Raw genomic sequence first — 23,692 nt, 5'->3', positions numbered from 1 at the left:
AACAGCGACCTAACGCGTCTGACGTGCACCATATTGGTATGCGCGTTCTGGTTGTCGAGGATGAGCAGCTGCTGGCCGACGCCATCGCGGCTGGGCTGCGCCGCCACGCGATCGCCGTGGATGTGGCCTACGACGGAGACGCCGCTCTCGAGCGGGCGGCAGTCAACGATTATGACGTCATCGTGTTGGATCGTGATCTTCCGACCGTCTCCGGCGATTTCGTATGTGCTCAACTGACCGATTCGGGCGCGACGGCCAGAATCCTGATGCTGACGGCGGCCACGGCCGTCGCTGAGCGAGTCAGTGGCCTGCAGCTTGGCGCCGACGACTACCTCACGAAACCCTTCGCGTTCGCCGAACTCGTGGCGCGCGTCCATGCCCTGTGTCGGCGGTCGCGGCCCGCGGTCTCTCCGGTGCTGGAACGTGGCGGTATCCGACTAGATCCTCATCGGCGCACAGTGTCGCGCGGGGAGAGACCGATTTCGTTGACGCCCAAGGAGTTTGCGGTGCTAGCTGAGTTGTTGCGCGCTGAGGGAGGCGTGGTGTCTGCCGAGCATCTGTTGGAAAAAGCGTGGGACGAACACATCGATCCGTTCACCGGCGTCGTCCGCTACACGATCATGATGGTGCGCCGAAAACTTGGCGAGCCGCACGTGATCGAAACCGAGGCCGGCGTGGGGTATCGCATCCCATGACCATCAGGGTGCGCCTCACAGTGCTGTACGCGACGGCTTTCTTCATCGCAGGAGCGGTGCTGATCGCGCTGATGTACTTCTACCTGGACCAGTCGATGGACCGTCGCCCTGGCGCCGGTGCACAGACTTTGGTCAAGCAGTTTCTGGCCGAACGCGGGCTCCGGGAGCGTCCTGTCGCCGAGAATCTGGTGTCCGCCTTCGTTGCGCAGGCGGAACAACAACGCGAGGACATCAAACGCGGAATGCTGACATGGTCCTTCGTGTCGTTGGGTGTCGTCGGCTTGGCTGCGGGCGGATTCGGCTGGCTGCTGGCCGGTCGCGCACTGCAGCCACTGCATCAGATCACCACCACAGCAAGGCGAGTGGCGGATCGCAGCCTGCACGAGCGGATTGGGCTAGACGGGCCCGATGACGAGATCAAAGACCTCGCAGACACGTTCGACGCGATGCTGGAGCGCCTGGATCATGCTTTCGACGGTCAACGCCGCTTCGTCGCCAACGCGTCTCACGAACTGAAGACCCCGCTGACGATCAACCGCACCCTGATCGAGGTTGCCATCGACGACCCCGACGCCCCCGAGTCGACGCGCCGACTGGGAGCTACGTTGCTTGACGTCAATCGCCGTCATGAGCGGCTGATCGACGGCCTGCTGGTGCTGGCGAGCAGTCAGCAACAGCTCGCCCGCCGCGTGCGGGTCGATCTCGCCGACATCGCACGCCGCGCGGTCGCCCTGTCGGAAGCCGCCGCTACGGAGGCGGGCGTCGAGATCACCACGAGGCTCACTCCTTCGTATATCACCGGTGATCCGGATCTGCTGGAGCGCTTGGTGGGGAACCTGATCGACAATGCGATCCGGTACAACCGCGCTGAAGCAGGGTGGGCGGTCGTGTCGGTGTCGAACGGTGACGGAGTATGCCGGCTGTCGGTCGAAAACTCGGGATCGGTGATCCCGCAGTCGGCAGTCAACGGGATATTCGAGCCCTTTCATCGTTTGGGCGTCAATGACCGAACCTCGAACGACGGCCCGACGAGTCGAGGGGCCGGACTGGGCCTGTCGATCGTGCGGTCGATCGCCACCGCGCACGGCGGTGAGGTCCGTGCGGTGGCCCGCCCGGATGGCGGGCTCACCGTCACGTTCGTCGGCTCGAGCGATCAATAGTTGTGACACGTGTCAGCGACGCGCTGCATCTTCATCAGCTTGTCCTGTCCCTCGGGCGTATTGCGCTTCTGCGCAATCATCGACGCCACATCTGGATTGCGGTCCATGAAGGACTTCACCCGCTGCCGTCGTTGGTCGATCGGCAGCGCCAGGAGTTCCTGGATCTTCGCCTGCGCATCGGGGCGTTCGGCAAGCCGTCCCGACGCCTCGGGTGCCTCGACCTGCAGGGCCGCCTCGATCTGCGCGTAGCTACAAGTGGTTTCGATGAGCGGACCGACGGGCTGCGCCGAAGCAGGCGCCGCCGTCATCAGCGATATGGCCCCCGCTAGCCCGAGGACGCCGAGAATCACGCGTGGCATCAGAACACCCCCGGTCCTGGTGCTCCGAAGCCAAGTCCGGGTAGCAGTCCGAGTCCGGAGGCCGGTCCGCCGAAGCCTCCCAGTCCCGGTCCGGGCAGGATGCCGGGGCCTGGTGCACCCCAGCCGATTCCGGGATCTGCGGTGGCGGTAGCCGTGCCGAAAAGAAGAGGCGCACATGCCAGTACGGCCACCGTGGCGAGGCTGCCTGCTGCTCTACGTGGGATCATCTGTTCTCCAATCAGTTTGGCGCGCGGCTGCGCGATTTTCCGACCCGAGAACAGTTGATCAATTCGGCTGTTGGGCTGGCGTTAGGAGCTGAGTCGCGCGCCGACTAACGCGGTTTGGCCAAGGGGAACGGCAGCGTTTCGCGGATGCTGCGGCCGGTGATCAGCATGACGACGCGGTCCACACCCATGCCGAGGCCACCGGTCGGCGGCATCGCGTATTCCATCGCCTGCAGGAAGTCCTCGTCGAGTTCCATGGCCTCGGGGTCACCGCCCGAGGCCAGCAGCGACTGTTCCTGCAGTCGGCGCCGCTGCTCGACGGGATCGGTCAACTCGCTGTACGCAGTGCCCAATTCGACACCCCACGCCACCAGGTCCCACCGTTCTGCCACGCCGGGAATGCTGCGGTGCGGCCTCGTCAGCGGCGACACCGACGTGGGGAAGTCCTTGTAGAACGTGGGCGCTTCGGTGCGGTCCTCGACGAGGTGCTCGTACAGTTCGAGCACCACCGCACCGGAGTCCCAGTGGGTCAAATAGGGGATCCTCGCGCCGTCGCACAGCCTGCGTAGCGTCGTCAGGTCCGTCTCGGGCCCGATCTGTTCGCCCAGCGCCTCCGACACCGCCTCGTGCACGGTCTTGACCGTCCACTCACCTGAAATGTCAACGGGTTCCAGTGTGCCGTCGTCGCGGGGACGCAGGAAGACCTGCGCTCCGTTGGCGGCCTGCGCGGCGTTCTGGATCAACTCTCGGCAGCCGTCGATCCACACGTTGTAGTCGGCGTGCGCCTGATAGGCCTCAAGCAGCGTGAACTCCGGATTGTGGCTGAAGTCGACGCCCTCGTTGCGGAATGCCCGGCCCAACTCGAAGACGCGCTCGACACCGCCCACGCACAGACGCTTGAGGTAGAGCTCGGGAGCGATCCGCAGATACAGATCGAGGTCATAGGCGTTGATGTGCGTCAGGAACGGCCTGGCGTTGGCGCCGCCGTGAATCTGTTGAAGTATCGGTGTCTCGACCTCCAAAAACCCCTTGCTGATGAGGTTTTCGCGGATCGCGTGCAGAACACCGCTGCGCGCCCGAATCAGGTCGCGGGCCTCGGTGTTGATGGCCAGGTCGACGTAGCGGGCGCGCACCCGCGCCTCTTGGTCGGTCAGCCCTTTCCATTTGTCGGGCAGTGGACGTAGGCATTTACCGATCAACCGCCAGTTGAGCACGATCAGCGACCGCGTGCCCTTCTTGCTGTAACCCATCGTGCCCGTCACCTGGATCAGGTCGCCCAGATCGATGGCATGCGTGAAATCGGCCGTCGTTCCGTCATTCAGCTGCGAGTTGTCAAGCAGCAGTTGCACTTCACCCGACCAGTCGCGCAGTTGCGCGAACAGCACGCCGCCGTAGTCGCGGATGCGCAGTACGCGGCCCGCGACGGTCAGTGTGCTCGCACCCTCGGATTCGAGCGCGGCAAGGATCGTGTGGCTGGGTTGCTCGCCGACCGGGTACGCGTCGACGCCGTTGTCCTGCAATGTCTTGAGCTTGGCCATCCGGACCCGGACCTGTTCGGGCAACCGGGACTGTTCCTCCTCGTCCAACCCGACTTCCAGTTCGTCGGCGTCGGGGGCGGTGCCGTCGTGGTGCAACAGACCGCGGTCGATGATGCTCTGCGGCACCGCGATGTGGTGGCCGGTGTGCGGCTGATCGTGGCGTCGGGAGAACGGCAGCACCAGGAAGCCTTCTGCGATCACCGAAGCCACGCCGACGCGGGGGACCAGCCGCGCGTCCTCGTAGCAGGCATACCGCGGCACCCACTCGGGCTGATACTTCATGTTCGAGCGGTACAGCGTCTCCAGCTGCCACCAGCGGGAGAAGAACACCAGCAGCGCCCGCCACAGCCGTGCGACCGGGCCCGCGCCCAGCTGGGCGCCTTGCTCGAATGCCGAGCGGAACATCGCGAAGTTCAGCGAAACACGCGTCACCCCAATGCCTTCGGCCTGCATGCACAGCTCGCTGACCATGAGCTCGATGGTGCCGTTGGGGGATTGCGGAGACCGGCGCATGAGGTCCAGCGAGGCCCCATTGGCGCCCCACGGCACCAGGGAGAGCATCGCGACGACCTGTTCACCGCCGGCCCCGGGCTGAACCGCCTCCACGAGTAGGCAGTCGCCGTCGGCCGGGTCGCCCAGCCGGCCCAACGCCATGGAGAACCCGCGCTCATCGTCGGTATCGCGCCAGGTGTCGGCCCGCTCGACCACCTCGGCCATCTCGTCGGCGTCGAGATCACGATGTCTGCGGATCCGCACCGAGGCACCGGCGCGCCGCGCGCGGGTCACCGCCTGCCGCACCGCGCGCATGTCGTGGCCCGACAAGCGGAAGCTGTCCGGATGCAGAATCGCCTCGTCGCCCAACTGCAGGGCGTTGAGGCCGGCCGCGCGGAACGCCTCGGCTCCAGTCGAACTCGCGCCCATCACCCCGGGCGCCCAGCCGTAGGCCTGGCACAACCGCAGCCACGCCTCGATCGCCTGGGGCCAGGCTTTGGGGTCGCCGACCGGGTCGCCGCTCGCGAGACAGACGCCGACCTCCACGCGGTAGGTGATGGCGGCGCGGCCAGTCGGCGCGAACACCACGGCCTTGTCGCGGCGCGTCGCGAAGTAACCCAATGAGTCGTTCTTGCCATACAACTCGAGCAGTCCGCGGATCGCGGACTCGTCTTCACCGGTGAGTGCGTTCTCCGCGCGCTGCGACTGGAACAACACGATCGCCGCGACCATCAGCGCCAGTGCACCGAACAGCCCGAGCAGCGCGTTGATGAACACGTGCGGGTGACCGCTGAACGAGTCAGCGCTGGCGCCCGCAAAGGCGCCCACGCGGTTGAGCGCGTAGAAGAAGCGGTCCTCACGGGCCAGGCTTCCGGGGAAGAGCTCGAGCAGGCCCCAGCCGATCAGGGTGCCGACAACCAATCCGGCGACCAGCGTTGCCGCCGCTTTGATCAGCGCACCCCGGCGCACCTTGGCCCAGAACTCCTTGCGCGCCAAGACAAGGAAGGCGATGGCGGCGACGTGGAAGGCGAGACCGATGAACTCGCCGGTCTCCTGCAGCCACGATTCTCCGCCGGAGACGATGTCGCCGATGTTCCAGCCGACCGCGGCGACCATGTAGCCGACGAGGATCCACCACGCGATGCTCTTCCGCGCCGCCAGTGCCGCGGCCAGCAGCGCCAGCACGAACGCCCACGCGAAGCTGGTGTCGGGGAAGTTGAAGATGTAGTCGTTGACGAACTCGCGGGGCACCTTGATGAGCGACCGGAAAAACGGCGAGACGCTCGCGAGAAGCGACAGTGTGGCGATGATGCCGACGGTCCAGCCGGCCGCGGCAGGCACCCACCTGAACGCGGAGGTGCGGCGGGCTTTCGCAATGTTCGCTGAGCCGGCCGGGCTAGTGACGGTCATAAGGCGCGAGGATATTCGCTCGACCGGTCAAATTGGTGTGAGTAGCTACCAGACAGGGCCGGTGTATTTCTCCCCGGGACCGTGACCCGGTTCCTCCGGCGCGGCGCTCGCTTCGCGGAATGCGAGCTGCAGGCTCTTCAGGCCGTCGCGCACCGGTCCGGCGTGGGGGCCGAGGTACTCGGCGGACGCCGTCACCAGCCCCGCCAGCGCGGTGATTAGCCGGCGCGCCTCGTCGAGGTCGCGGTGCGGGCTCTCGTCGGGATCCTCGGCCGACAACCCGAGCTTCTCGGCGGCGGCGCTCATCAACATGACGGCGGACCGGGTGATGACCTCGACGGCGGGGATATCGGCCAGCTCGCGGGTCGGCAGTTCGGTCGCCGGTTCAGGCGATGCGGGATCCTGGGTCATCCCTGATAGGATGGCATGCGCGACCGTCCCGGCGTACGCCAGGGACAGCAAGTGGAGTCCCACTCCCACCGCTGACCATACCGGTACAGCGGTCCGGTCACAGGCATCCGATGCCTGTCCTGGTCGGCTTTGGGCCCTGCTTTGAGCAGGGCTTTTCTGTTCGCTGAACAGATGCTGATGGGTGGGGCTCCTAGACGACAACATAGGAGGCCCCATCAGCACTGAGACCCGCGTCAACGAGCGCATCCGCGTACCTGAAGTCCGTCTCATCGGACCAGGCGGCGAGCAGGTAGGCATTGTGCGCATCGAAGACGCCCTCCGCGTCGCCGCGGATGCCGATCTCGACCTTGTCGAAGTAGCCCCGGACGCCAAACCACCGGTTTGCAAGATCATGGACTACGGCAAGTTCAAATACGAGACGGCCCAGAAGGCACGCGAGTCTCGCAAGAACCAGCAGCAGACCGTCGTCAAGGAACAGAAGCTGCGTCCCAAGATCGACCCGCACGACTACGAGACCAAAAAGGGCCACGTGGTCCGCTTCCTGCAAGCGGGATCCAAGGTCAAGGTGACCATCATGTTCCGCGGACGCGAGCAGTCGAGGCCCGAGCTGGGCTACCGACTCCTGCAGCGGCTGGGCGCCGACGTCGCCGATTACGGCTTCGTCGAGACGTCGGCCAAGCAGGACGGCCGCAACATGACGATGGTGCTGGCACCGCACCGCGGCGCGAAGACTCGCGCCAAGGCGGCGCACGATGCCGACGCTCCCGCCGCGCAACGCGCACAGCCCGAGAGCGCACCGACCGAAACACCACAGAACTGAACTGAGGACACATGCCAAAGGCGAAGACCCACAGCGGCGCTTCCAAGCGGTTCCGGGCCACCGGAACCGGAAAGATCGTGCGCCAGAAGGCCAACAAGCGGCACTTGCTCGAGCACAAGTCGAGCAAGCGCACCCGCCGGCTCGACGGTCGCACCGAGGTGGCGGCCAATGACGTCAAGCGCGTCAAGAAGCTGCTGAACGGCTGACAGGCCCCCCTGTCCGGACCTGACGAACCTGAACGAAGAGGAAAACCCCCATGGCACGCGTAAAGCGCGCAGTAAACGCGCAGAAGAAGCGCCGCACAATACTCAAGGCATCTAAGGGCTACCGCGGTCAGCGGTCACGGCTGTATCGCAAAGCCAAAGAGCAGCAGCTGCATTCGTTGACCTATGCCTACCGCGACCGGCGTGCCCGCAAGGGCGAGTTCCGCAAGCTGTGGATCTCGCGGATCAACGCGGCGGCCCGCGCCAACGACATCACCTACAACCGGTTGATCCAGGGCCTGAAGGCCGCCGGAGTCGAGGTGGACCGCAAGAACCTGGCCGAGATCGCCGTCAGCGATCCCGCCGCCTTCACCGCGTTGGTGGAGGTCGCCAAGGCTGCGCTGCCCAGCGATGTCAATGCGCCGTCGGGCGAGGCTGCCTGACGCTCACCGAACGCGCAGACCGGGTGGCGGCAGCGATCAAGCTGCATCGCCACGTGGGACGACGCCGCGCCGCACGCTTTCTCGCTGAGGGACCCAACCTCGTCGAGGCCGCGATGCGGCGCGGACTCGTCTCCGAGGTCTTCGTCACCGAAGCTGCGCAGGCCCGCTTCGCATCGCTGCTTGGCGATGCCGATGTACACGTGGTGACGGAGCGAGCCGCGAAAGCGTTGTCGGACACGGTCACTCCGGTCGGCCTGGTCGCGGTGTGCTCGGTACCCGAGACCTCGCTTGACGACGTCCTCGCCGATGCCCCACGGCTGCTGGCCGTCGCGGCGGAGATCTCCGAGCCCGGTAACGCGGGCACTCTGATTCGCATCGCCGACGCGATGGGCGCCGACGCCGTCGTACTTGCCGGCCACAGCGTCGATCCATACAACGGCAAGTGTCTGCGTGCCTCGGCCGGGAGTATCTTCTCGATTCCCGTCGTATCCGAGCCGGATGCCACCACGGCGGTGTCGGCGATAGGTGCCGCCGGGCTTGCGGTGCTGGCCACCACTGTCGACGGCGAAGTATCGCTTGATGATGCGGATTTGACCGCGCCGACGGCATGGCTGTTCGGGCCGGAGGCGCATGGCTTGGCGTCCGAACTGGCCGAGATGGCCACTCAACGGGTGCGAATTCCCATGCCCGGCAACGCCGAAAGCCTCAATGTGGCATCGGCGGCGGCGATCTGTCTGTATCAGAGCGCCAGGGCTCACCGTTTGTAACGGCATGGCGAAGAATGCGCCCGGATCCCGCCGTGGCGTTACATCCGACGCCGCTAGTCGGCTTTCAGCAGCTGCTCGGAGATCTGCACCATAAGCCTGCGCGGTGTGACCCGGTAACCGTTGGCGAGCAGAGTGTTTCGCCAGCCCGAGACCACGGTCGGCGTGGACTTCTCCAGCGCCGCCATCGCGGTGTCGACGACCTGTTTGGCGGTCTGCCTGCCGTCGGTGAGGAATTCCTCTCCCGTCCGTGCGAAGAACTCCGTCTCCGTCGCACCCGGGCAGAGAGCGAAAACGCGCACCCCGGTTCCCTTGCACTCCTGCCAGAGCGCCTCTGAGAACGACAGCACAAAGGCCTTAGTGGCGCCATAGACCGCCATGCCCGGCGTCGGCTGGAACGCGGCGGTCGATGCGACGTTGATGACGACGCCGCGCCCTGCTGCCGTCATGGCCGGGAGATAGGCCGCCGTCAGGTCGACCAAGGTGCCGCAATTCAGCTGGATCTGCGCCGCGTTGGCGGCGGCGTCCTGCCCGACGAATTTGCCGTGCAGACCGACGCCGGCGTTGTTCACCAGGATGTCGATCGTCCTGCCCAGGTCGCTGACCTTCGACGCCAGGTCGGGACCGGAGCCCGGGACGGCGAGATCGGCGGTGATGACGTCTACCGTCAGGCCGGGATGTTGCTCGGTCAGCTTCGTGCGCAGCTCAGCGAGCTTTTCGGCGCGGCGAGCGACCAGGACGAGATTGACCCCGCGCTTCGCGAATTGAACGGCGAATTCCTCGCCGATCCCACCGCTGGATCCGGTGATCAGGGCTGTCTTGTTCTTCAGGTCCACGTGGCCAGGCTAGTCGGCAACAAGACCTGTCGTACCTCCGTGCCAGTCTCTGCGCATGACCGACTCGCTGGAGGTGAGGGGGACCGATCTTCGGTACCTGCTCACGGCGTACTTGTTCGACCATGGTCCCGCGACAATCGACGAACTGGTCGACGCGCTGGCGTATCACGGTTTCCGTCCGGTTGGGCGCGCGTCGAAGTCGGTGTCGGAGGCGCTGCGCTGGGAGGTTTTCCAGGGCCGAGCAGTGCGGTTGCGCCGCGGTCGGTACCGCCCGGGGACGATGCCGCATACGACCGCACAGCGGATCTACCAACGTGTGCGGACTCTGCACGACGAGGTCGCTGCGTCGTCCTTAAGCCACAGCAGACTGCGAACCCCTCCGATTCCGCCGGCCGCCTAAGCGTTGTTCAGCAGACCCCGCGCCACGTGGGTGATCTGAACCTCATTGCTGCCCGCGTAGATCATCAGTGACTTCGCGTCGCGGGCAAGTTGTTCCACCCTGTACTCGGTCATGTACCCGTTGCCGCCGAATACTTGCACGGCCTCCATTGCGACGTCGGTGGCTGCCTGCGAGCAGTACCATTTGATCGCCGACGCCTCGGGCAGCGAGATCGGCTGACCCTTTTCCGCCGACTCGATCACCCGGAACAGGATGTTGCGCACGTTCATTCGCGCCACCTCCATATTCGCGAGCTTCAGCTGAATCAACTGGAACTGCCCGATTTCCTGACCCCACAGCTTTCGCGTCTTCGCGTAGTCGACACACAGCCGCAGACACTCCTCGATGACGCCCAGCGACATCGCTGCGACTCCGATGCGCTCGGCGGAGAAGTTCGACCGCGCACTGGCCCGTCCGTCGCCTGCCGAACTGTCCTCGGTTTCACCGAGCAGCCGGTCCCGGCCAAGCCGCACGTTGTTGAAGAACAGTTCCCCTGTGCGGGAACTGTGAATACCCATCTTGCTGAACGGCTTTGACTGGACGAAACCTTCCATGCCGCGGTCGAGCACGAACGTCAGCACCTTGCGGTCACGCTTGTCGGCGCCGTCACCCTCGTCGAGTTTCGCGTACACCACGACCACGTCGGCGTCGGGCCCGTTGGTGATGAACGTCTTCTGGCCGTTGAGGATGTAGTCGTCGCCGTCACGCACGACGTAGGACTTCATGCCGCCGAACGCATCCGAGCCCGAGTCGGGTTCGGTGATCGCCCACGCGCCGATCTTGTCGTAGGTGACGAGATCCGGCAGCCAGCGCTCCTGTTGGGCGAGCGTGCCCCTGCCCTGGATCGTCGGCACCGTCAGGCCGAGGCTGACCCCCATACCGGTGACGATGCCCATCGACACTTTGCACAACTCGCTGACGACGACGAAGCCCATCCCGCCTGAGCCGCCCCCGAACATGCCGCCGCCCGACGACTTTCCCGACTCGCCGCCGTCGCGAAGCTTCGCCAGCCGCTTGTTCAGCGACTCGCGCGCCATGTCGGCGATGCCGAACGTCGCGAACAGTTTGCGGATGATCGGGTACGGCTCCATGTCACCGCTTTCGAGGTCATCGACATGGGGGCGAATCTCTTTGTCTACGAACTCTCGCACGGCGTCGCGCACGGCAAGGTCAACGTCTGTCCATTCGAGCATGCCCCTAGGCTGCCTTACCCGACTTTCCTCCACGGCCCCGGGCCGGTCGACGCAGCCCCGTCAACGAGAACGTCGTGTGTACCAAAGAGCCCGCTCGATCGAGCAGCGACTTGCGCGGCGGCACGTAATGCATCGGCAGGCCGTGGCGGTCGCGGGGTGGCGCCATGAACGCGGGCGCTTCGACCAATGGCGCGTCCTCGGCCAGCTTGCCCTCGGCGCGACGATAGGCGGCCAGTGCGCGTGGATGAAGCCGTATCTCGTCGGGCACCGCGACGAACGCCAACTCGACGAGCTTGCCGAAGATCCGAAGTAACACCTCGTCGCCCGGCGTCCAGCGCATGCCGGCCTTCTCGCGCACGGCGGGATCGAAGAGGCCCGCGGCGATCCAGCGCTGCGCGCCGACCATCGGCTTGAAGAGCTGGTCCCAGATCGGAGTGGGCATCAGCACGAACCACGGCTTGGGGATGCGGATCGAGAAGATGTCGAGCGTCGCGCGGTTGATCTCCAACTCGTCGCGGCACTTGACGTCCCAGTACTCGCAGAAGTCCTCCCACGTGTCGGGGACCGGCCGCATGCTCATGCCGTACATCCGGTACCACTGCACGTGTTCGTCGAACAGCTGGCGCTTCTCGGCGTCGGTGAGCCCGCCGCAGAAGTACTCGGCGGTCTTGATGATCAACATGAAGAACGTCGCGTGCGCCCAATAGAACGTCTCGGGGTTCAACGCGTGGTAGCGCCGGCCTTCGGCGTCGACGCCCTTGATCGTGTTGTGGTAGCCCTTGATCTGCTGCCCGGTCTGCGCGGCGCGGTCACCGTCGTAGACGACGCCCATGATCGGGTACACCGAGCGCGCGACGCGCTGCAGTGGCTCGCGCAGCAGGATCGAATGGTCTTCGACGCCCGCGCCGAGTTCGGGATACATGTTTTGGATCGCCCCGATCCAGACGCCGAGCATGCCGGTCCGCAAGTCGCCGAAGTACTTCCACGTCAGCGAATCGGGGCCGAGCGGGTCTTTGTCGGCATGCCGTCTAGTGGCGGTCGCCGTCGAAGTCGATTTCAGGGCCATCGGTTTCCTCCGCTGTCAGACCCTCACGATAAACTTGACAACGTACGTTGTCTACGATTTGCCAGGCGTGGCGGCCACAGTGTTATTCACCCTCCACGTGTGCTCCACTAGCCTGTGACCAGCCGCTTTATTCGCTTTTCGGCGCTCAAACTAGGCTTGTGCCCGTGGATGAGGTCGAGTCGATCGACGAACGATCTGGCAGGCAGTCATCCGGGCCCGTCGCCTGGCTGAAGAGCACCAACCAGAGCCCGTCGGTCATCGCCTTCCTGCGCCGCGCCCGGCGTGCCCTTCCCGGGGATCCCGAGTTCGGAGACCCGCTTTCGGCGGCCGGTGAAGGCGGCCCCAGAGCCGCCGCTCGCGCGGCCGATCGGCTGCTGCATCGCGAGGCGGCGTCACGCGAAGTGAGCCTCGGCGCGCTGCAGGTGTGGCAGGCGCTGACCGAGCGGGTGTCGGGCAAGCCTGCCTACCGGGAGGCGACGATCGTCTTCACGGACCTGGTGGGGTTCTCAGCGTGGTCGCTGAGCGCGGGCGACGACGCCACCCTCAAGCTCCTGCGCCGCGTCTCTCAGGTTGTCGAGCCGCCGCTGCTGGAGGCCGGCGGTCAGATCGTCAAGCGCATGGGCGACGGCATCATGGCGGTCTTCCTGCGGCCGACGACGGCGGTCGCCGCCGCGGTCAAGGCGCGGGAGGCGGTGAAATCCCTTGACGTGGACGGCTACACCCCGCGGATGCGCGTCGGGATCCACACCGGCCGGCCGCAGCGAATCGGCTCGGACTGGCTGGGCATCGACGTCAACATCGCTGCGCGGGTGATGGAGCGGGCGACCAGGGGAGAGTTGGTGGTGTCCCAGGCGACGCTGGACGGTCTTTCGGCCGAGGACCTCGACGTGTTGGGGCTCGACGCCAAGCGGCTGCGCAAGCAGGTCTTTGCGCCCAAGCAGGACGGGGTGCCCGCCGATCTCGTCATGTACCGGCTGAAATCGCGCAGGCCGTCACCGGGTGACGCCGACCTGGACGGCTACCCCTCGGGCGAGTAGCCCCACCTGCCACGCATATGATCGCCGGGTGGCTGATCAGCCAATAGACCTGTCTGAAGAAGCGTTGACGAAGGCTGTCAGCGCTGCTCGGCATGCCTTCGACGCGGCGAATGACCTCGACTCGCTTTCCCGCGCCAAGACCGAGCAGCTGGGTGACCGCTCGCCGATTGCGCTCGCGCGCCAGGCGCTCGGCTCGTTGCCCAAGGCCGACCGTGCCGACGCGGGCAAGCGGGTCAATGTGGCGCGTACCGAGGCGCAGCAGGCCTACGACGAGCGCCTCGCGGCTTTGCGGGCCGAGCGCGACGCCGCCGTGTTGATCGCCGAGCGCATCGACGTGACTCTGCCGTCGACCCGGCAGCCGGTCGGGGCCCGCCACCCGATCACGATCCTGGCCGAGCATGTCGCCGACACGTTCGTCGCGATGGGCTGGGAACTCGCCGAGGGGCCCGAGGTCGAGACCGAGCAGTTCAACTTCGACGCGCTGAACTTTCCGCCCGACCACCCGGCCCGCAGCGAGCAGGACACCTTCCACGTCGCGCCCGACGGCTCGCGGCAGGTGCTGCGCACCCACACCTCACCGGTCCAGATCCGGGCGCTGCTCGAGCGCGAGCTGCCGGTCTACATCATCTCGATCGGCCGCACCTTCCGCACCGACGAGCTGGATGCCACCCACACCCCGGTCTTCCATCAGGTGGAGGGGCTCGCCGTCGACAAGGGGCTGACGATGGCCCACCTGCGCGGAACGCTCGACGCGTTCGCCCGTTCCGAATTCGGACCCGAGGGTCGCACGCGATTCCGTCCGCACTTCTTCCCGTTCACCGAACCGTCGGCCGAGGTCGACATCTGGTTCCCGAACAAGAAGGGCGGCCCCGGCTGGGTGGAATGGGGCGGCTGCGGCATGGTGAATCCGAATGTGTTGCGCGCCTGCGGTATCGACCCGGAGGTCTACAGCGGATTCGCGTTCGGCATGGGATTGGAGCGCACCCTGCAGTTCCGCAACGGTATCCCCGACATGCGTGACATGGTCGAGGGCGACGTGCGCTTCTCGCTGCCATTCGGGGTTGGAGCCTGATGCGCCTGCCCTACAGCTGGCTGCGCGACGTCGTCCAAGCCGGAGCTCCCGGCTGGGACGTGTCAGCCGAGGAACTGGAACAGACCCTGATCCGCATCGGTCATGAGGTCGAAGAGGTCCTTCCCGTCGGGCCGGTGACGGGGCCCTTGATCGTCGGGCGGGTCGTCGAGATCGAGGAACTGACCGAGTTCAAGAAGCCCATCCGAGCGGTCAAAGTCGATGTGGGTGAACCAGAGCCACGTGACATCGTCTGCGGGGCAACCAACTTCGCGGTCGGCGACCTTGTCGTGGTGGCACTGCCCGGTTCCGTGCTGCCGGGCGACTTTGCCATCGCCACCCGCAAGACATACGGCCGCACCAGTGACGGCATGATCTGTTCGACCGCTGAACTCAACCTCGGCTCTGATCATTCCGGCATCCTGGTGCTGCCGGAGGGCACGGCAGAGCCCGGCACGCCCGCTGCGGACATCCTCGGCCTCGACGACATCGTGTTCAACCTGGCGATCACCCCGGACCGCGGCTACTGCCTGTCGGTGCGCGGCATGGCCCGCGAGATCGCCAACGCCTACGACCTCGACTACGTCGACCCGGCCGACATCGCGCCCCTGCCCGCCGAAGCTGAGGCACTGCCGCTGACGATCGACGAGGGCACCGGGGTGCTGCGCTTCGGCTTACGTCCGGTCACCGGTATCGACCCAAAAGCGGTGTCGCCGTGGTGGATGCAACGACGATTGCTGCTGTCGGGTATCCGCGCCATCTCGCCGGCCGTCGACGTGACCAACTACGTGATGCTCGAGATCGGGCATCCGATGCACGCACACGATCGCAGCCTGATCACCGGCGGCTTCCGGGTCCGGTTCGCTGAACCGGGGGAGACCGTTGTCACCCTCGACGACATAGAACGTCGCCTCGACCCTGCCGACGTACTCATCGTCGACGATGTCGCCACCGCGGCGATCGGCGGCGTGATGGGCGCGGGCACCACCGAGGTTCGTGACAGCACCACCGACGTGTTGCTCGAGGCCGCGGTATGGGACCCCGCCGCGGTGTCGCGCACGCAGCGGCGCCTACACCTCAACAGCGAGGCGGGCCGTCGCTATGAACGCACCGTCGATCCGGCGATCTCCGTCGCCGCATTGGATCGCTGCAGCACGCTGCTTGCCGAGATCGCCGGTGGCACAGTCGAACCGACATTGACCGATTGGCGTGGCGATCCGCCTCGTGACGACTGGTCGCCTGCGCCGGTCAGCATGGCGGTCGACCTGCCCGACCGCATGGCCGGTGTGGAGTACGCGGCCGGCACCACCCAGAAGCGCCTCACTCAGATCGGCGCCGACGTCGTCGTGAACGACGGTCAGGTGACGGCGACACCACCGAGCTGGCGCCCCGACCTCCGTCAGCCCGCGGATCTCGTCGAGGAGGTCTTGCGGCTGGAGGGCCTCGAGGTCATCCCATCGGTGCTGCCGCTCGCACCACCGGGCCGCGGTCTGAGCCCCGCGCAGAAGCGGCGCCGCGCGATCGGAAAGTCGCTGGCGCTCAGCGGCTACGTCGAGATCCTGCCGACCCCGTTTCTGCCCGCGGGAATCTTTGACCAGTGGGGTTTGCCTGCCGACGACCCGCGCCGATCCACGACGCAGGTGTTGAATCCGTTGGAGGCCGATCGGCCCCAGCTGGCCACCACTCTTCTGCCGGGACTGTTGGAAGCCTTGGGGCGCAACGTGTCCCGCGGAGCTGTCGACGCCGCGTTGTTCGCCATCGCTCAGGTGGTCGAGCCGACGACGGAAACCCGCGCGGTGGAACGTATTCCGACCGACCGTCGGCCCACCTCCGATGAGATCGCGACGCTCGATGCCTCACTGCCGCATCAGCCGCAACACGTCGGCGCGGTCTTGACGGGGCTGCGCGAGCCCGCCGGCCCGTGGGGGCGGGGCAGGCCCGTGCACGCCAGCGATGCGTTCGAGGCGGTGCGCGTCATCGGCCGTGCCGCAGGCGTAGACCTCACACTGCGATCAGCCCAGCACCTGCCCTGGCATCCGGGCCGATGCGCCGAGGTGGTCATCGGCGACGCTGTCGTCGGATATGCGGGCCAGTTGCACCCGGCCGTCATCGAGCGGTCGGGTCTGCCCGCGGGCACCTGCGCCGTCGAACTGAACCTCGACGCCATCCCGCTCACCGAAACGCTTCCCGCGCCTGCCGTATCGCCGTTTCCAGCCGTGTTCCAGGATGTCGCGCTGATCGTCGGCGAGGACGTCGCCGCGCAGAACGTGATCGATGCCGTCCGCGAGGGTGCGGGTGAACTGCTGGAGGACGTCCGGCTGTTCGACGTCTACACCGGGCCTCAGATCGGTGAAGGACGCAAGTCACTGGCGCTGGCGCTGCGGTTCCGGGCCACCGACCGCACGCTCACCGAGGACGAGGCCAGTGCCGCCCGCGACGCCGCCGTTCAGGCGGCGGCCGATCGCGTCGGAGCCGAGCAACGCCGCTGATTTCCGAGTAGTGCCGCCGATTCCGGAGTAGGAACGTAGCCATGATCGAGGTACTGCAGGACATGCCCGCCGGCGTCGTGGGCATTCGCGTTTCGGGCAAGGTGACCGGTGACGAGATGGTCGAGTTCAAGCCCGAACTCGAAAAGCTGCTCGGCGGCGAGGAAGTCCGGATCGTCGAGGTCATCGCGCCCGACTATGAGGGCTTCGGACGGGGAGGTTTGGTCGAGGACCTCAAGCAGGGCTTCGGCACCCTCATCAACCATCGTTCGGCGTTCAAGCGCATCGCGATCGTCACCGACAAAGAGTGGGTCGCGCACACGGTGCATCTGGTGGGCTGGATGGTCCCCGGTGAACTCGAGGTGTTCGGACTCGACGACCTCGAACGAGCCAAGGAATGGGCCGCAGGCTGATTCCGTCGGCGTTCGCGGAGGAAAGGCCGGCATGGGGGAGACGGATGAGCGGCCGCGCACTTCGGTAGACGGCATCGCGATACTCGCGATGTTTCTGATGGTGGTCGCCTTCACCTACAACGACGAAGTCGTCGAGCTCGCCTACGCCGGCGCCGGCGGCTATGTCTCGTATTCGCGGTGGATCGTCTTCCTGATCGATTCCGCGATCGTGCTGTGTGCCGCCGGGCTGAAATGGCGGATGGAGGCCCGGGAGCAACTGGGCGGGACGATGTCGTGGCAGGAGTTCCTGCCGAGGTTGCTGCACGGCCCATGGCCGCTGGGGGCGGCGCTGATGGTGGTGCTTCACATCGCGATGGCGTTCCTCCCGCTCAACCTCGGGGTGGACATCGCGCTGTCGATGTTGTTCACGGTCTCGATGAGCCTCGTGCTGGTGGCCGTCCTGGATGTCGGGTCGTCCGGCGGGCGCGGTTTCGGACACAGAGACTGGATCGTGCCGTTGCTTGTCGGCACGTTGGTGGTTCAGGTCGCATCCGCGCTGTGGTTTCCGGTTCTCAACGTCGCAGGCGAGTGCGCAGATACCGTTTCGACCGACTTCTTCGCGCAGATGGTCCAGGTCATTCCTATGCTGCTGGTGACCCTCGGCATCGAGCTGGGTTTCCTGCGGCGTTCGTCGCCCCTGCGGACCCTGGGCCAGCGAGCGGCGCCGATCCTGACCATCGTGATGCTCTGCGTCGCCGAGATGATGAGCTTTTCCATGCTGGTCGTATCCGATCGCACCGCCTGCGGGGTGGCAGCGACGATGCACGAGTTTGCGGCCTTCGTGCTGAGTGTCCAGGCGACCGCGATCGCCCTGGTGACGCTGGTTTGGCTGCTGCTGACGGACCGCAACCAAATGAATTTGCATGAGGATGCATAACCATGCAGAATCGCATGCATGACTTCCGTCGCAGTGGCCGGTGCCAGCGGATACGCAGGTGGGGAAATTCTGCGATTGCTGCTGGGGCATCCCGCGTATGCCGACGGACGGCTGACGATCGGCGCCCTCACCGCGGCGGCGAGCGCCGGCACCCTGCTCGGTGAGCATCACCCGCACCTGCTGCCGCTGGCTGACCGCGCGCTCGAGGCCACCGACGCCGACACCCTGAAAGGCCACGATGTGGTTTTTCTGGGGCTTCCGCATGGTCATTCCGCAGCCCTGGCCGACGAGCTCGGCAGCGACACCGTCATCGTCGACTGCGGCGCCGACTTCCGCCTCACCGATGCCGGGGCCTGGGAACGGTTCTACGGGTCGTCGCACGCGGGCAGCTGGCCGTACGGCCTGCCCGAGCTGCCCGGCGCCCGGGACCGGTTGCGCGGCGCCACCCGCATCGCCGTTCCGGGTTGTTATCCGACCGCGGCTCTGCTCGCGCTGTGGCCCGCGATCGCCGAGGGACTCGTCGAGCCCGCGGTCACCATCGTCGCCGTCAGCGGTACGTCGGGTGCCGGGCGCGCCGCCAAGACAGACCTGCTCGGCTCCGAGGTCATCGGATCCGCGCGCGCGTACAACATCGGCGGCAAGCACCGACACACCCCGGAGATCGCACAGGGCCTCGAAGCCGTCACCGACAAGGACGTCACGGTGTCGTTCACCCCGGTGCTCATCCCGACGTCACGCGGCATTCTGGCCACTTGCACCGCGAAGACCACGACACCGCTGTCGCAAATCCGTAGCGCCTACGAGAAGGCTTACGACGCCGAGCCTTTCATTCATCTGCTGCCTGAAGGCCAGTTGCCCAAAACCGGCGCGGTGATCGGGAGCAATGCCGCTCAGCTCGCGGTCGCCGTCGACGAGGACGCCTCGACGTTCATCGGCATCGCCGCGATCGACAACCTCGTCAAGGGGACCGGTGGGGCCGCGGTGCAATCGATGAACCTTGCACTGGGCTGGCCGGAGACGGAAGGACTTTCGATCGTGGGCGTGGCGCCATGACCGACATCTCGGACACCGCGCGGCTCATCCGCACGCAGGGTGTGACCGCGCCCGCCGGCTTCCGCGCCACCGGAATCGCCGCGGGCATCAAGGCTTCCGGCGAGCTCGACCTCGCGCTGGTCTTCAACGAGGGACCCGACCACGCCGCCGCGGCCGTGTTCACCCGCAACAAGGTGAAGGCCGCGCCGGTGCTGTGGTCGCAGCAGGTGCTCACCACCGGGCGGCTGCGTGCGGTCGTATTGAATTCCGGCGGCGCGAACGCCTGCACCGGGCCGTTGGGCTTTCAGGACACCCACGCCACCGCAGAGGCCGTCGCCTCGGCGCTTTCCGACTGGGGCACCGAGACCGGGGCGATCGAGGTCGCCGTGTGTTCCACCGGGCTCATCGGCGACCGACTGCCGATGGACAAGGTGCTGGCGGGTGTCACCGAGATCGTCCACGAGATGGCCGGCGGGCTGACCGGTGGCGACGAGGCCGCACGGGCCATCATGACCACCGACACGGTTCCGAAACAGGTTGCGCTGCACCACAGTGACAATTGGACGGTGGGTGGGATGGCGAAGGGTGCAGGGATGCTGGCGCCGTCGCTGGCGACCATGTTGTGCGTCATCACCACCGACGCTGTCGCCAGTTCGGATGCCCTCGATCAGGCGCTACGCAAGGCGACCGCCATGACGTTCGACCGGCTCGATGTCGACGGCAGCTGTTCCACCAACGACACGGTTCTGCTGCTTGCCTCCGGCGCCAGCGAGATCGCCCCCAGCCAAAGCGATCTCGAGGACGCGGTCCTGAGGGTTTGTGACGACCTGTGCGCACAACTGCAGGCCGACGCCGAAGGGGTCACCAAACGCATCGTCGTCACCGTGACAGGAGCCGAGTCCGAAGCGGACGCGCTGACGGCGGCCCGTGTGGTGGCTCGCGACAGCCTCGTCAAGACGGCGCTCTTCGGGTCCGATCCCAACTGGGGCCGCGTACTGGCCGCGGTGGGAATGGCACCGGTCGTGCTGGACGTCGACCGGATCAGCGTGTCGTTCAACGGCTCTGCCGTGTGCGTCGACGGCGCCGGAGCACCGGGTGCGCGTGACGTGGACCTGTCCGGCGACGAGATCGACGTCACCATCGATCTGGGCGTCGGCAATGACCGGGCCTCGATACGGACGACCGACCTGTCCCACGGCTACGTCGAAGAGAACTCGGCCTACAGCTCATGACACTCGCGACGCCCGTCAAGGCGCAGATACTCGCCGCCGCCCTGCCGTGGCTCAAGCAGTTGCACGACAAGATCGTCGTGGTGAAGTACGGCGGCAACGCGATGACCGACGACACCCTCAAGACCGCGTTTGCCGGTGACATGGTGTTTCTGCGCAACTGCGGCATCCACCCCGTCGTCGTCCACGGCGGCGGCCCGCAGATCAGTGCGATGCTCAAAAAGCTGGGCATCGCAGGTGATTTCAAGGGCGGCTTCCGCGTCACCACGCCCGAGGTGCTCGACGTGGCCCGGATGGTGCTGTTCGGACAGGTCGGCCGCGAACTGGTGAACCTGATCAATGCACACGGTCCATATGCCGTGGGTGTGACAGGCGAAGACGCCCACCTTTTCACGGCCGTGCGGCGCGACGTCACCGTCGACGGGGTGGCGACCGACATCGGCCTCGTCGGTGATGTCGAAAAGGTGGACGCGGATTCGCTGCTCGATCTCATCGACGCGGGCCGCATTCCGGTGGTCTCGACTATCGCACCCGACGCCGAAGGCGTGGTGCACAACATCAACGCCGACACCGCGGCGGCCGCGCTGGCGGAGGCGCTGGGAGCTGAGAAGCTGGTGATGCTCACCGACGTGGAGGGTCTCTACACCGACTGGCCCGACCGCGGTTCGCTGGTCAGCGAGATCGACACGGCCGCACTGACTCAGCTGCTACCCAAGCTGGAAACCGGCATGGTGCCCAAGATCGAGGCCTGCCTACGTGCCGTATCGGGAGGCGTGCCGAGCGCACACGTCATCGACGGTCGCGTCGAGCACTGTGTGCTGGCTGAGCTATTCACCGACGAGGGGACGGGGACCAAGGTGGTGAGCGCATGACCCTCCCGCAGCGCTGGGAAGCCGTGATGATGGACAACTACGGGACGCCGCCGCTGGCGTTGGTCAGCGGAGACGGTGCCGTGGTGACCGACGCGGACGGCAAGTCGTATCTCGACCTGGTCGGCGGTATCGCGGTCAACATCCTCGGTCATCGCCATCCCGCTGTCATCGAGGCCGTCACCCGCCAGCTCAACACGCTGGGGCACACGTCGAATCTCTATGCCACCGAGCCCGGCATCGCACTGGCCGAAGCGCTGGTCGGTCTGCTGGGCGTCGACGGTGCGCGGGTGTTCTTCTGCAACTCGGGCGCAGAAGCCAACGAGGTCGCGTTCAAGATCTCGCGGCTCACCGGACGCACGAAACTCGTTGCCGCACAGGGCGCGTTCCATGGCCGGACGATGGGATCACTGGCTTTGACCGGCCAGCCCTCGAAGCAGGAGCCGTTCGCTCCGCTGCCCGGCGACGTCACCCATGTGCCGTACGGCGACGTCGAAGAGCTGGAGGCCGCGGTCGACGACCGGACGGCGGCAGTGTTTCTCGAGCCGATCATGGGTGAGGGTGGCGTCGTGACTCCACCCGCCGGATACCTGGTGGCGGCGCGCGAGATCACCGCCGCGCACGGCGCATTGCTGGTTCTCGACGAGGTGCAAACCGGAATGGGCCGCACCGGAGCATTTTTCGCCCATCAGCACGACGGCATTACGCCCGACGTCGTCACGCTCGCGAAGGGTCTCGGCGGCGGACTGCCGATCGGCGCCTGCATCGCGACCGGTGAGGCCGCCGGGCTGATGACCCCGGGCATGCACGGCAGCACGTTCGGCGGCAATCCGGTCTGCACGGCAGCGGCACTCGCGGTGTTGCGAGTGCTGGCCGACGACGACCTTGTCGGGCGCTCAGGCGTTCTGGGCAAGTCGCTGCACCACGGCATCGAGTCGCTGGGTCATCCGACCGTCGACCACGTGCGCGGTCGCGGGCTCATGCTCGGCGTCGTCCTCACCTCCGATATGGCCAAGCCGGTCGAGGTCGCGGCACGCGAGGCCGGGTTCCTCGTCAACGCCCCCGCCGCGAACGTGATCCGTCTCGTCCCACCGCTGATCCTCTCCGATGCGCAGGTCGACGACTTCCTCGGTGCGCTGCCCGGTGTGCTCGACAAAGCGGCCGCGGGGTGTGCGCAATGATCCGCCACTTCCTCCGCGACGATGACCTCACACCCGACGAGCAGGCCGAGGTGCTGGCGCTGGCCGCGGAGCTGAAGAAGGCACCATTCAGCCGCCGCCCACTCGAGGGCCCGCGCGGCGTCGCGGTGATCTTCGACAAGAACTCGACGCGCACGCGGTTCTCGTTCGAGATGGGCATCGCTCAGCTCGGCGGTCACGCGGTGGTGGTCGACGGCCGCAGCACGCAGCTCGGTCGCGACGAGACACTGGAGGACACCGGGCGGGTCCTGTCACGGTACGTCGAGGCGATCGTCTGGCGCACGTTTGGACAGGATCGCTTGACCGCCATGGCTTCTGGGGCCACGGTGCCGATCGTCAATGCGCTGTCCGACGAGTTCCATCCCTGCCAGGTGCTTGCCGATCTACAGACGCTCGACGAACGCGTGGGCACCCTGAACGGTTTGCGGCTGACCTACCTCGGCGACGGTGCCAACAACATGGCTCACTCGTTGATGCTGGGCGGGGTCACCGCAGGCGTCCATGTCACCGTCGCCGCTCCAGCCGGTTTCGAGCCGGACCCGCGATTTGTCACGGCCGCCAACGAACGGGCCGCCGACACCGGCGCCTCGGTGACGGTGACGGCCGATCCGGAAGCCGCCGCCGACGGTGCCGACGTGCTCGTGACCGACACGTGGACGTCGATGGGCCAGGAAAACGACGGCCTGGACCGGGTAGGACCGTTTCGGCCCTTCCAGATCAACGCCGGTCTCGTCGAACGTGCGAAGCCGAATGTGATTGTTCTGCACTGCCTTCCGGCGCACCGAGGAGACGAGATCACCGATGACGTGATCGACGGCGCGCACAGCGCGGTTTGGGATGAAGCCGAGAACCGGCTGCACGCCCAGAAGGCGCTGCTGGTGTGGTTGATGGAGCGGTCGTGACTTCCGCGGCTACCCGCGCAGGTCGGCAGGCTCGCATCGTGTCGATCCTGTCGTCGCAGTCGATCCACAGCCAGAGTGAGCTGGCGACGATACTCGCCGACGAGGGGATCGACGTCACCCAGGCGACGCTGTCGCGGGACCTGGAGGAACTCGGTGCGGTCAAGCTGCGCGGCGCCGACGGCGGCGTCGGGGTCTACGTCGTGCCCGAGGACGGTAGCCCGGTTCGTGGCGTCTCCGGTGGCACCGAACGGATGTCGCGACTGCTCGCCGATCTGCTGGTTTCCACGGACGCCAGCGCCAACCTCGCGGTGCTTCGAACACCGCCGGGAGCCGCGCACTACCTTGCCAGCGCGATGGATCGCGCTGCGCTGCCGTACGTTGTGGGCACAGTGGCCGGCGACGACACCATCTTGGTGATCGCACGTGAGCCGATGACCGGTGCCGAACTCGCGGCGAAACTCGAGAGCATTCAACACAGAGGAGATTAGGT

The 23,692-nt window shown here is 66.4% G+C and carries 25 protein-coding genes; 18 read left to right on the top strand and 7 right to left on the bottom strand.

Translation table 11 applies throughout. The features are described 5' to 3' along the window. Positions 1-38 precede the first annotated feature (38 nt). Both M1248_RS26205 and M1248_RS26200 read left to right on the top strand, forming a co-directional pair. Positions 39-695, top strand: a complete 657-nt coding sequence (locus M1248_RS26205; protein WP_163728957.1) for a response regulator transcription factor — start codon at positions 39-41, stop codon at positions 693-695. Then, complete coding sequence (locus tag M1248_RS26200; protein ID WP_163728955.1) at positions 692-1,855, top strand: sensor histidine kinase; 1,164 nt, start codon at positions 692-694, stop codon at positions 1,853-1,855. The genes M1248_RS26205 and M1248_RS26200 overlap by 4 nt, the downstream gene beginning before the upstream one ends. Here the strand turns inward: M1248_RS26200 and M1248_RS26195 are convergent. The 4 genes from M1248_RS26195 to M1248_RS26180 form a co-directional block, all read right to left on the bottom strand. Further along, positions 1,849-2,214 carry a hemophore-related protein gene (locus tag M1248_RS26195; RefSeq protein ID WP_163728952.1) on the bottom strand — a complete coding sequence of 122 codons (366 nt, stop codon included), beginning with the start codon at positions 2,212-2,214 and terminating at the stop codon, positions 1,849-1,851. The two genes, M1248_RS26200 and M1248_RS26195, sit on opposite strands and share 7 nt — an antisense overlap. Further along, positions 2,214-2,441 carry a hypothetical protein gene (locus tag M1248_RS26190; RefSeq protein WP_163724389.1) on the bottom strand — a complete coding sequence of 76 codons (228 nt, stop codon included), beginning with the start codon at positions 2,439-2,441 and terminating at the stop codon, positions 2,214-2,216. The genes M1248_RS26195 and M1248_RS26190 overlap by 1 nt, the downstream gene beginning before the upstream one ends. A gap of 104 nt (positions 2,442-2,545) precedes the next feature. Next, entirely contained in the window at positions 2,546-5,878 is a 3,333-nt protein-coding gene (lysX, locus tag M1248_RS26185) for a bifunctional lysylphosphatidylglycerol synthetase/lysine--tRNA ligase LysX (RefSeq protein ID WP_317150176.1), read from the bottom strand. Between the two features lie 45 nt (positions 5,879-5,923). Next, positions 5,924-6,286: a DUF1844 domain-containing protein gene (locus tag M1248_RS26180; RefSeq protein ID WP_163728946.1), complete on the bottom strand. Its 363-nt coding sequence runs from the start codon at positions 6,284-6,286 to the stop codon at positions 5,924-5,926. A 214-nt stretch (positions 6,287-6,500) separates the two neighbouring features. On the opposite strand from M1248_RS26180, the gene infC reads away from it, so the two are divergent. Genes infC through M1248_RS26160 form a run of 4 tightly spaced genes read left to right on the top strand, consistent with a single transcriptional unit; the run spans position 6,501 to position 8,519 of the window. Further along, a complete protein-coding gene (gene infC, locus M1248_RS26175; RefSeq protein ID WP_163737240.1) occupies positions 6,501-7,106 on the top strand; it encodes a translation initiation factor IF-3 in 606 nt (201 codons plus the stop codon). Positions 7,107-7,117: 11 nt separating this feature from the next. Next, on the top strand, positions 7,118-7,312 hold the full coding sequence (gene rpmI, locus M1248_RS26170; RefSeq protein WP_006246154.1) for a 50S ribosomal protein L35: 195 nt from the start codon (positions 7,118-7,120) through the stop codon (positions 7,310-7,312). A gap of 50 nt (positions 7,313-7,362) precedes the next feature. Further along, positions 7,363-7,752 (top strand): 50S ribosomal protein L20, encoded by a 390-nt coding sequence (rplT, locus tag M1248_RS26165; protein WP_083128914.1) that lies wholly within the window; start codon positions 7,363-7,365, stop codon positions 7,750-7,752. A 23-nt stretch (positions 7,753-7,775) separates the two neighbouring features. Beyond that, the gene (locus M1248_RS26160; protein WP_317150175.1) at positions 7,776-8,519 is read left to right on the top strand and encodes an RNA methyltransferase; all 744 of its coding nucleotides are present in this window, start codon (positions 7,776-7,778) and stop codon (positions 8,517-8,519) included. Between the two features lie 53 nt (positions 8,520-8,572). On the opposite strand, the gene M1248_RS26155 is transcribed toward M1248_RS26160, so the two are convergent. Then, entirely contained in the window at positions 8,573-9,352 is a 780-nt protein-coding gene (locus tag M1248_RS26155; RefSeq protein WP_317150174.1) for an SDR family oxidoreductase, read from the bottom strand. Between the two features lie 55 nt (positions 9,353-9,407). Here M1248_RS26155 and M1248_RS26150 point away from each other — a divergent pair, with 55 nt between their 5' ends. Then, on the top strand, positions 9,408-9,752 hold the full coding sequence (locus tag M1248_RS26150; protein WP_163728937.1) for a hypothetical protein: 345 nt from the start codon (positions 9,408-9,410) through the stop codon (positions 9,750-9,752). Here the strand turns inward: M1248_RS26150 and M1248_RS26145 are convergent. Both M1248_RS26145 and M1248_RS26140 read right to left on the bottom strand, forming a co-directional pair. Then, positions 9,749-10,984, bottom strand: coding sequence for an acyl-CoA dehydrogenase family protein (locus M1248_RS26145; RefSeq protein ID WP_163728934.1), 1,236 nt, complete (start codon positions 10,982-10,984; stop codon positions 9,749-9,751). The genes M1248_RS26150 and M1248_RS26145 overlap by 4 nt on opposite strands. A 4-nt stretch (positions 10,985-10,988) precedes the next feature. Continuing rightward, a complete protein-coding gene (locus tag M1248_RS26140; RefSeq protein ID WP_163728931.1) occupies positions 10,989-12,050 on the bottom strand; it encodes an oxygenase MpaB family protein in 1,062 nt (353 codons plus the stop codon). Positions 12,051-12,214: 164 nt separating this feature from the next. Between M1248_RS26140 and M1248_RS26135 the strand changes: the two genes are divergently transcribed. Genes M1248_RS26135 through M1248_RS26085 form a run of 11 tightly spaced genes read left to right on the top strand, consistent with a single transcriptional unit; the run spans position 12,215 to position 23,690 of the window. Then, positions 12,215-13,087: an adenylate/guanylate cyclase domain-containing protein gene (locus M1248_RS26135; RefSeq protein ID WP_317150173.1), complete on the top strand. Its 873-nt coding sequence runs from the start codon at positions 12,215-12,217 to the stop codon at positions 13,085-13,087. A gap of 28 nt (positions 13,088-13,115) precedes the next feature. Continuing rightward, positions 13,116-14,159, top strand: a complete 1,044-nt coding sequence (gene pheS, locus M1248_RS26130; RefSeq protein ID WP_163728924.1) for a phenylalanine--tRNA ligase subunit alpha — start codon at positions 13,116-13,118, stop codon at positions 14,157-14,159. Continuing rightward, positions 14,159-16,645 carry a phenylalanine--tRNA ligase subunit beta gene (gene pheT / locus M1248_RS26125; protein ID WP_317150172.1) on the top strand — a complete coding sequence of 829 codons (2,487 nt, stop codon included), beginning with the start codon at positions 14,159-14,161 and terminating at the stop codon, positions 16,643-16,645. Before pheS ends, pheT begins: the two co-directional genes overlap by 1 nt. A gap of 41 nt (positions 16,646-16,686) precedes the next feature. Next, the gene (locus tag M1248_RS26120) at positions 16,687-17,055 is read left to right on the top strand and encodes an STAS/SEC14 domain-containing protein (protein ID WP_317150171.1); all 369 of its coding nucleotides are present in this window, start codon (positions 16,687-16,689) and stop codon (positions 17,053-17,055) included. A 31-nt stretch (positions 17,056-17,086) separates the two neighbouring features. Then, a complete protein-coding gene (locus M1248_RS26115) occupies positions 17,087-17,971 on the top strand; it encodes a hypothetical protein (RefSeq protein ID WP_317150170.1) in 885 nt (294 codons plus the stop codon). An 18-nt stretch (positions 17,972-17,989) separates the two neighbouring features. After that, positions 17,990-19,024 carry an N-acetyl-gamma-glutamyl-phosphate reductase gene (gene argC, locus M1248_RS26110; protein ID WP_317150169.1) on the top strand — a complete coding sequence of 345 codons (1,035 nt, stop codon included), beginning with the start codon at positions 17,990-17,992 and terminating at the stop codon, positions 19,022-19,024. After that, a complete protein-coding gene (gene argJ / locus M1248_RS26105; protein WP_317150168.1) occupies positions 19,021-20,235 on the top strand; it encodes a bifunctional glutamate N-acetyltransferase/amino-acid acetyltransferase ArgJ in 1,215 nt (404 codons plus the stop codon). The genes argC and argJ overlap by 4 nt, the downstream gene beginning before the upstream one ends. After that, positions 20,232-21,104: an acetylglutamate kinase gene (gene argB / locus M1248_RS26100; protein WP_163728907.1), complete on the top strand. Its 873-nt coding sequence runs from the start codon at positions 20,232-20,234 to the stop codon at positions 21,102-21,104. Before argJ ends, argB begins: the two co-directional genes overlap by 4 nt. Then, positions 21,101-22,282 (top strand): acetylornithine transaminase, encoded by a 1,182-nt coding sequence (locus tag M1248_RS26095; protein WP_317150167.1) that lies wholly within the window; start codon positions 21,101-21,103, stop codon positions 22,280-22,282. The genes argB and M1248_RS26095 overlap by 4 nt, the downstream gene beginning before the upstream one ends. Beyond that, positions 22,279-23,202: an ornithine carbamoyltransferase gene (argF, locus tag M1248_RS26090; RefSeq protein WP_317150166.1), complete on the top strand. Its 924-nt coding sequence runs from the start codon at positions 22,279-22,281 to the stop codon at positions 23,200-23,202. The genes M1248_RS26095 and argF overlap by 4 nt, the downstream gene beginning before the upstream one ends. Beyond that, entirely contained in the window at positions 23,199-23,690 is a 492-nt protein-coding gene (locus M1248_RS26085; protein ID WP_083128898.1) for an arginine repressor, read from the top strand. The genes argF and M1248_RS26085 overlap by 4 nt, the downstream gene beginning before the upstream one ends. Positions 23,691-23,692 lie beyond the last annotated feature (2 nt).

The sequence above is a fragment of the Mycobacterium sp. 29Ha genome, assembly GCF_032883055.1.
In the GTDB taxonomy this organism is placed as follows: domain Bacteria; phylum Actinomycetota; class Actinomycetes; order Mycobacteriales; family Mycobacteriaceae; genus Mycobacterium; species Mycobacterium gallinarum.
Note: the sequence above shows the minus strand (reverse complement) of the source record. Positions and strands in the feature narration are given on the sequence as shown.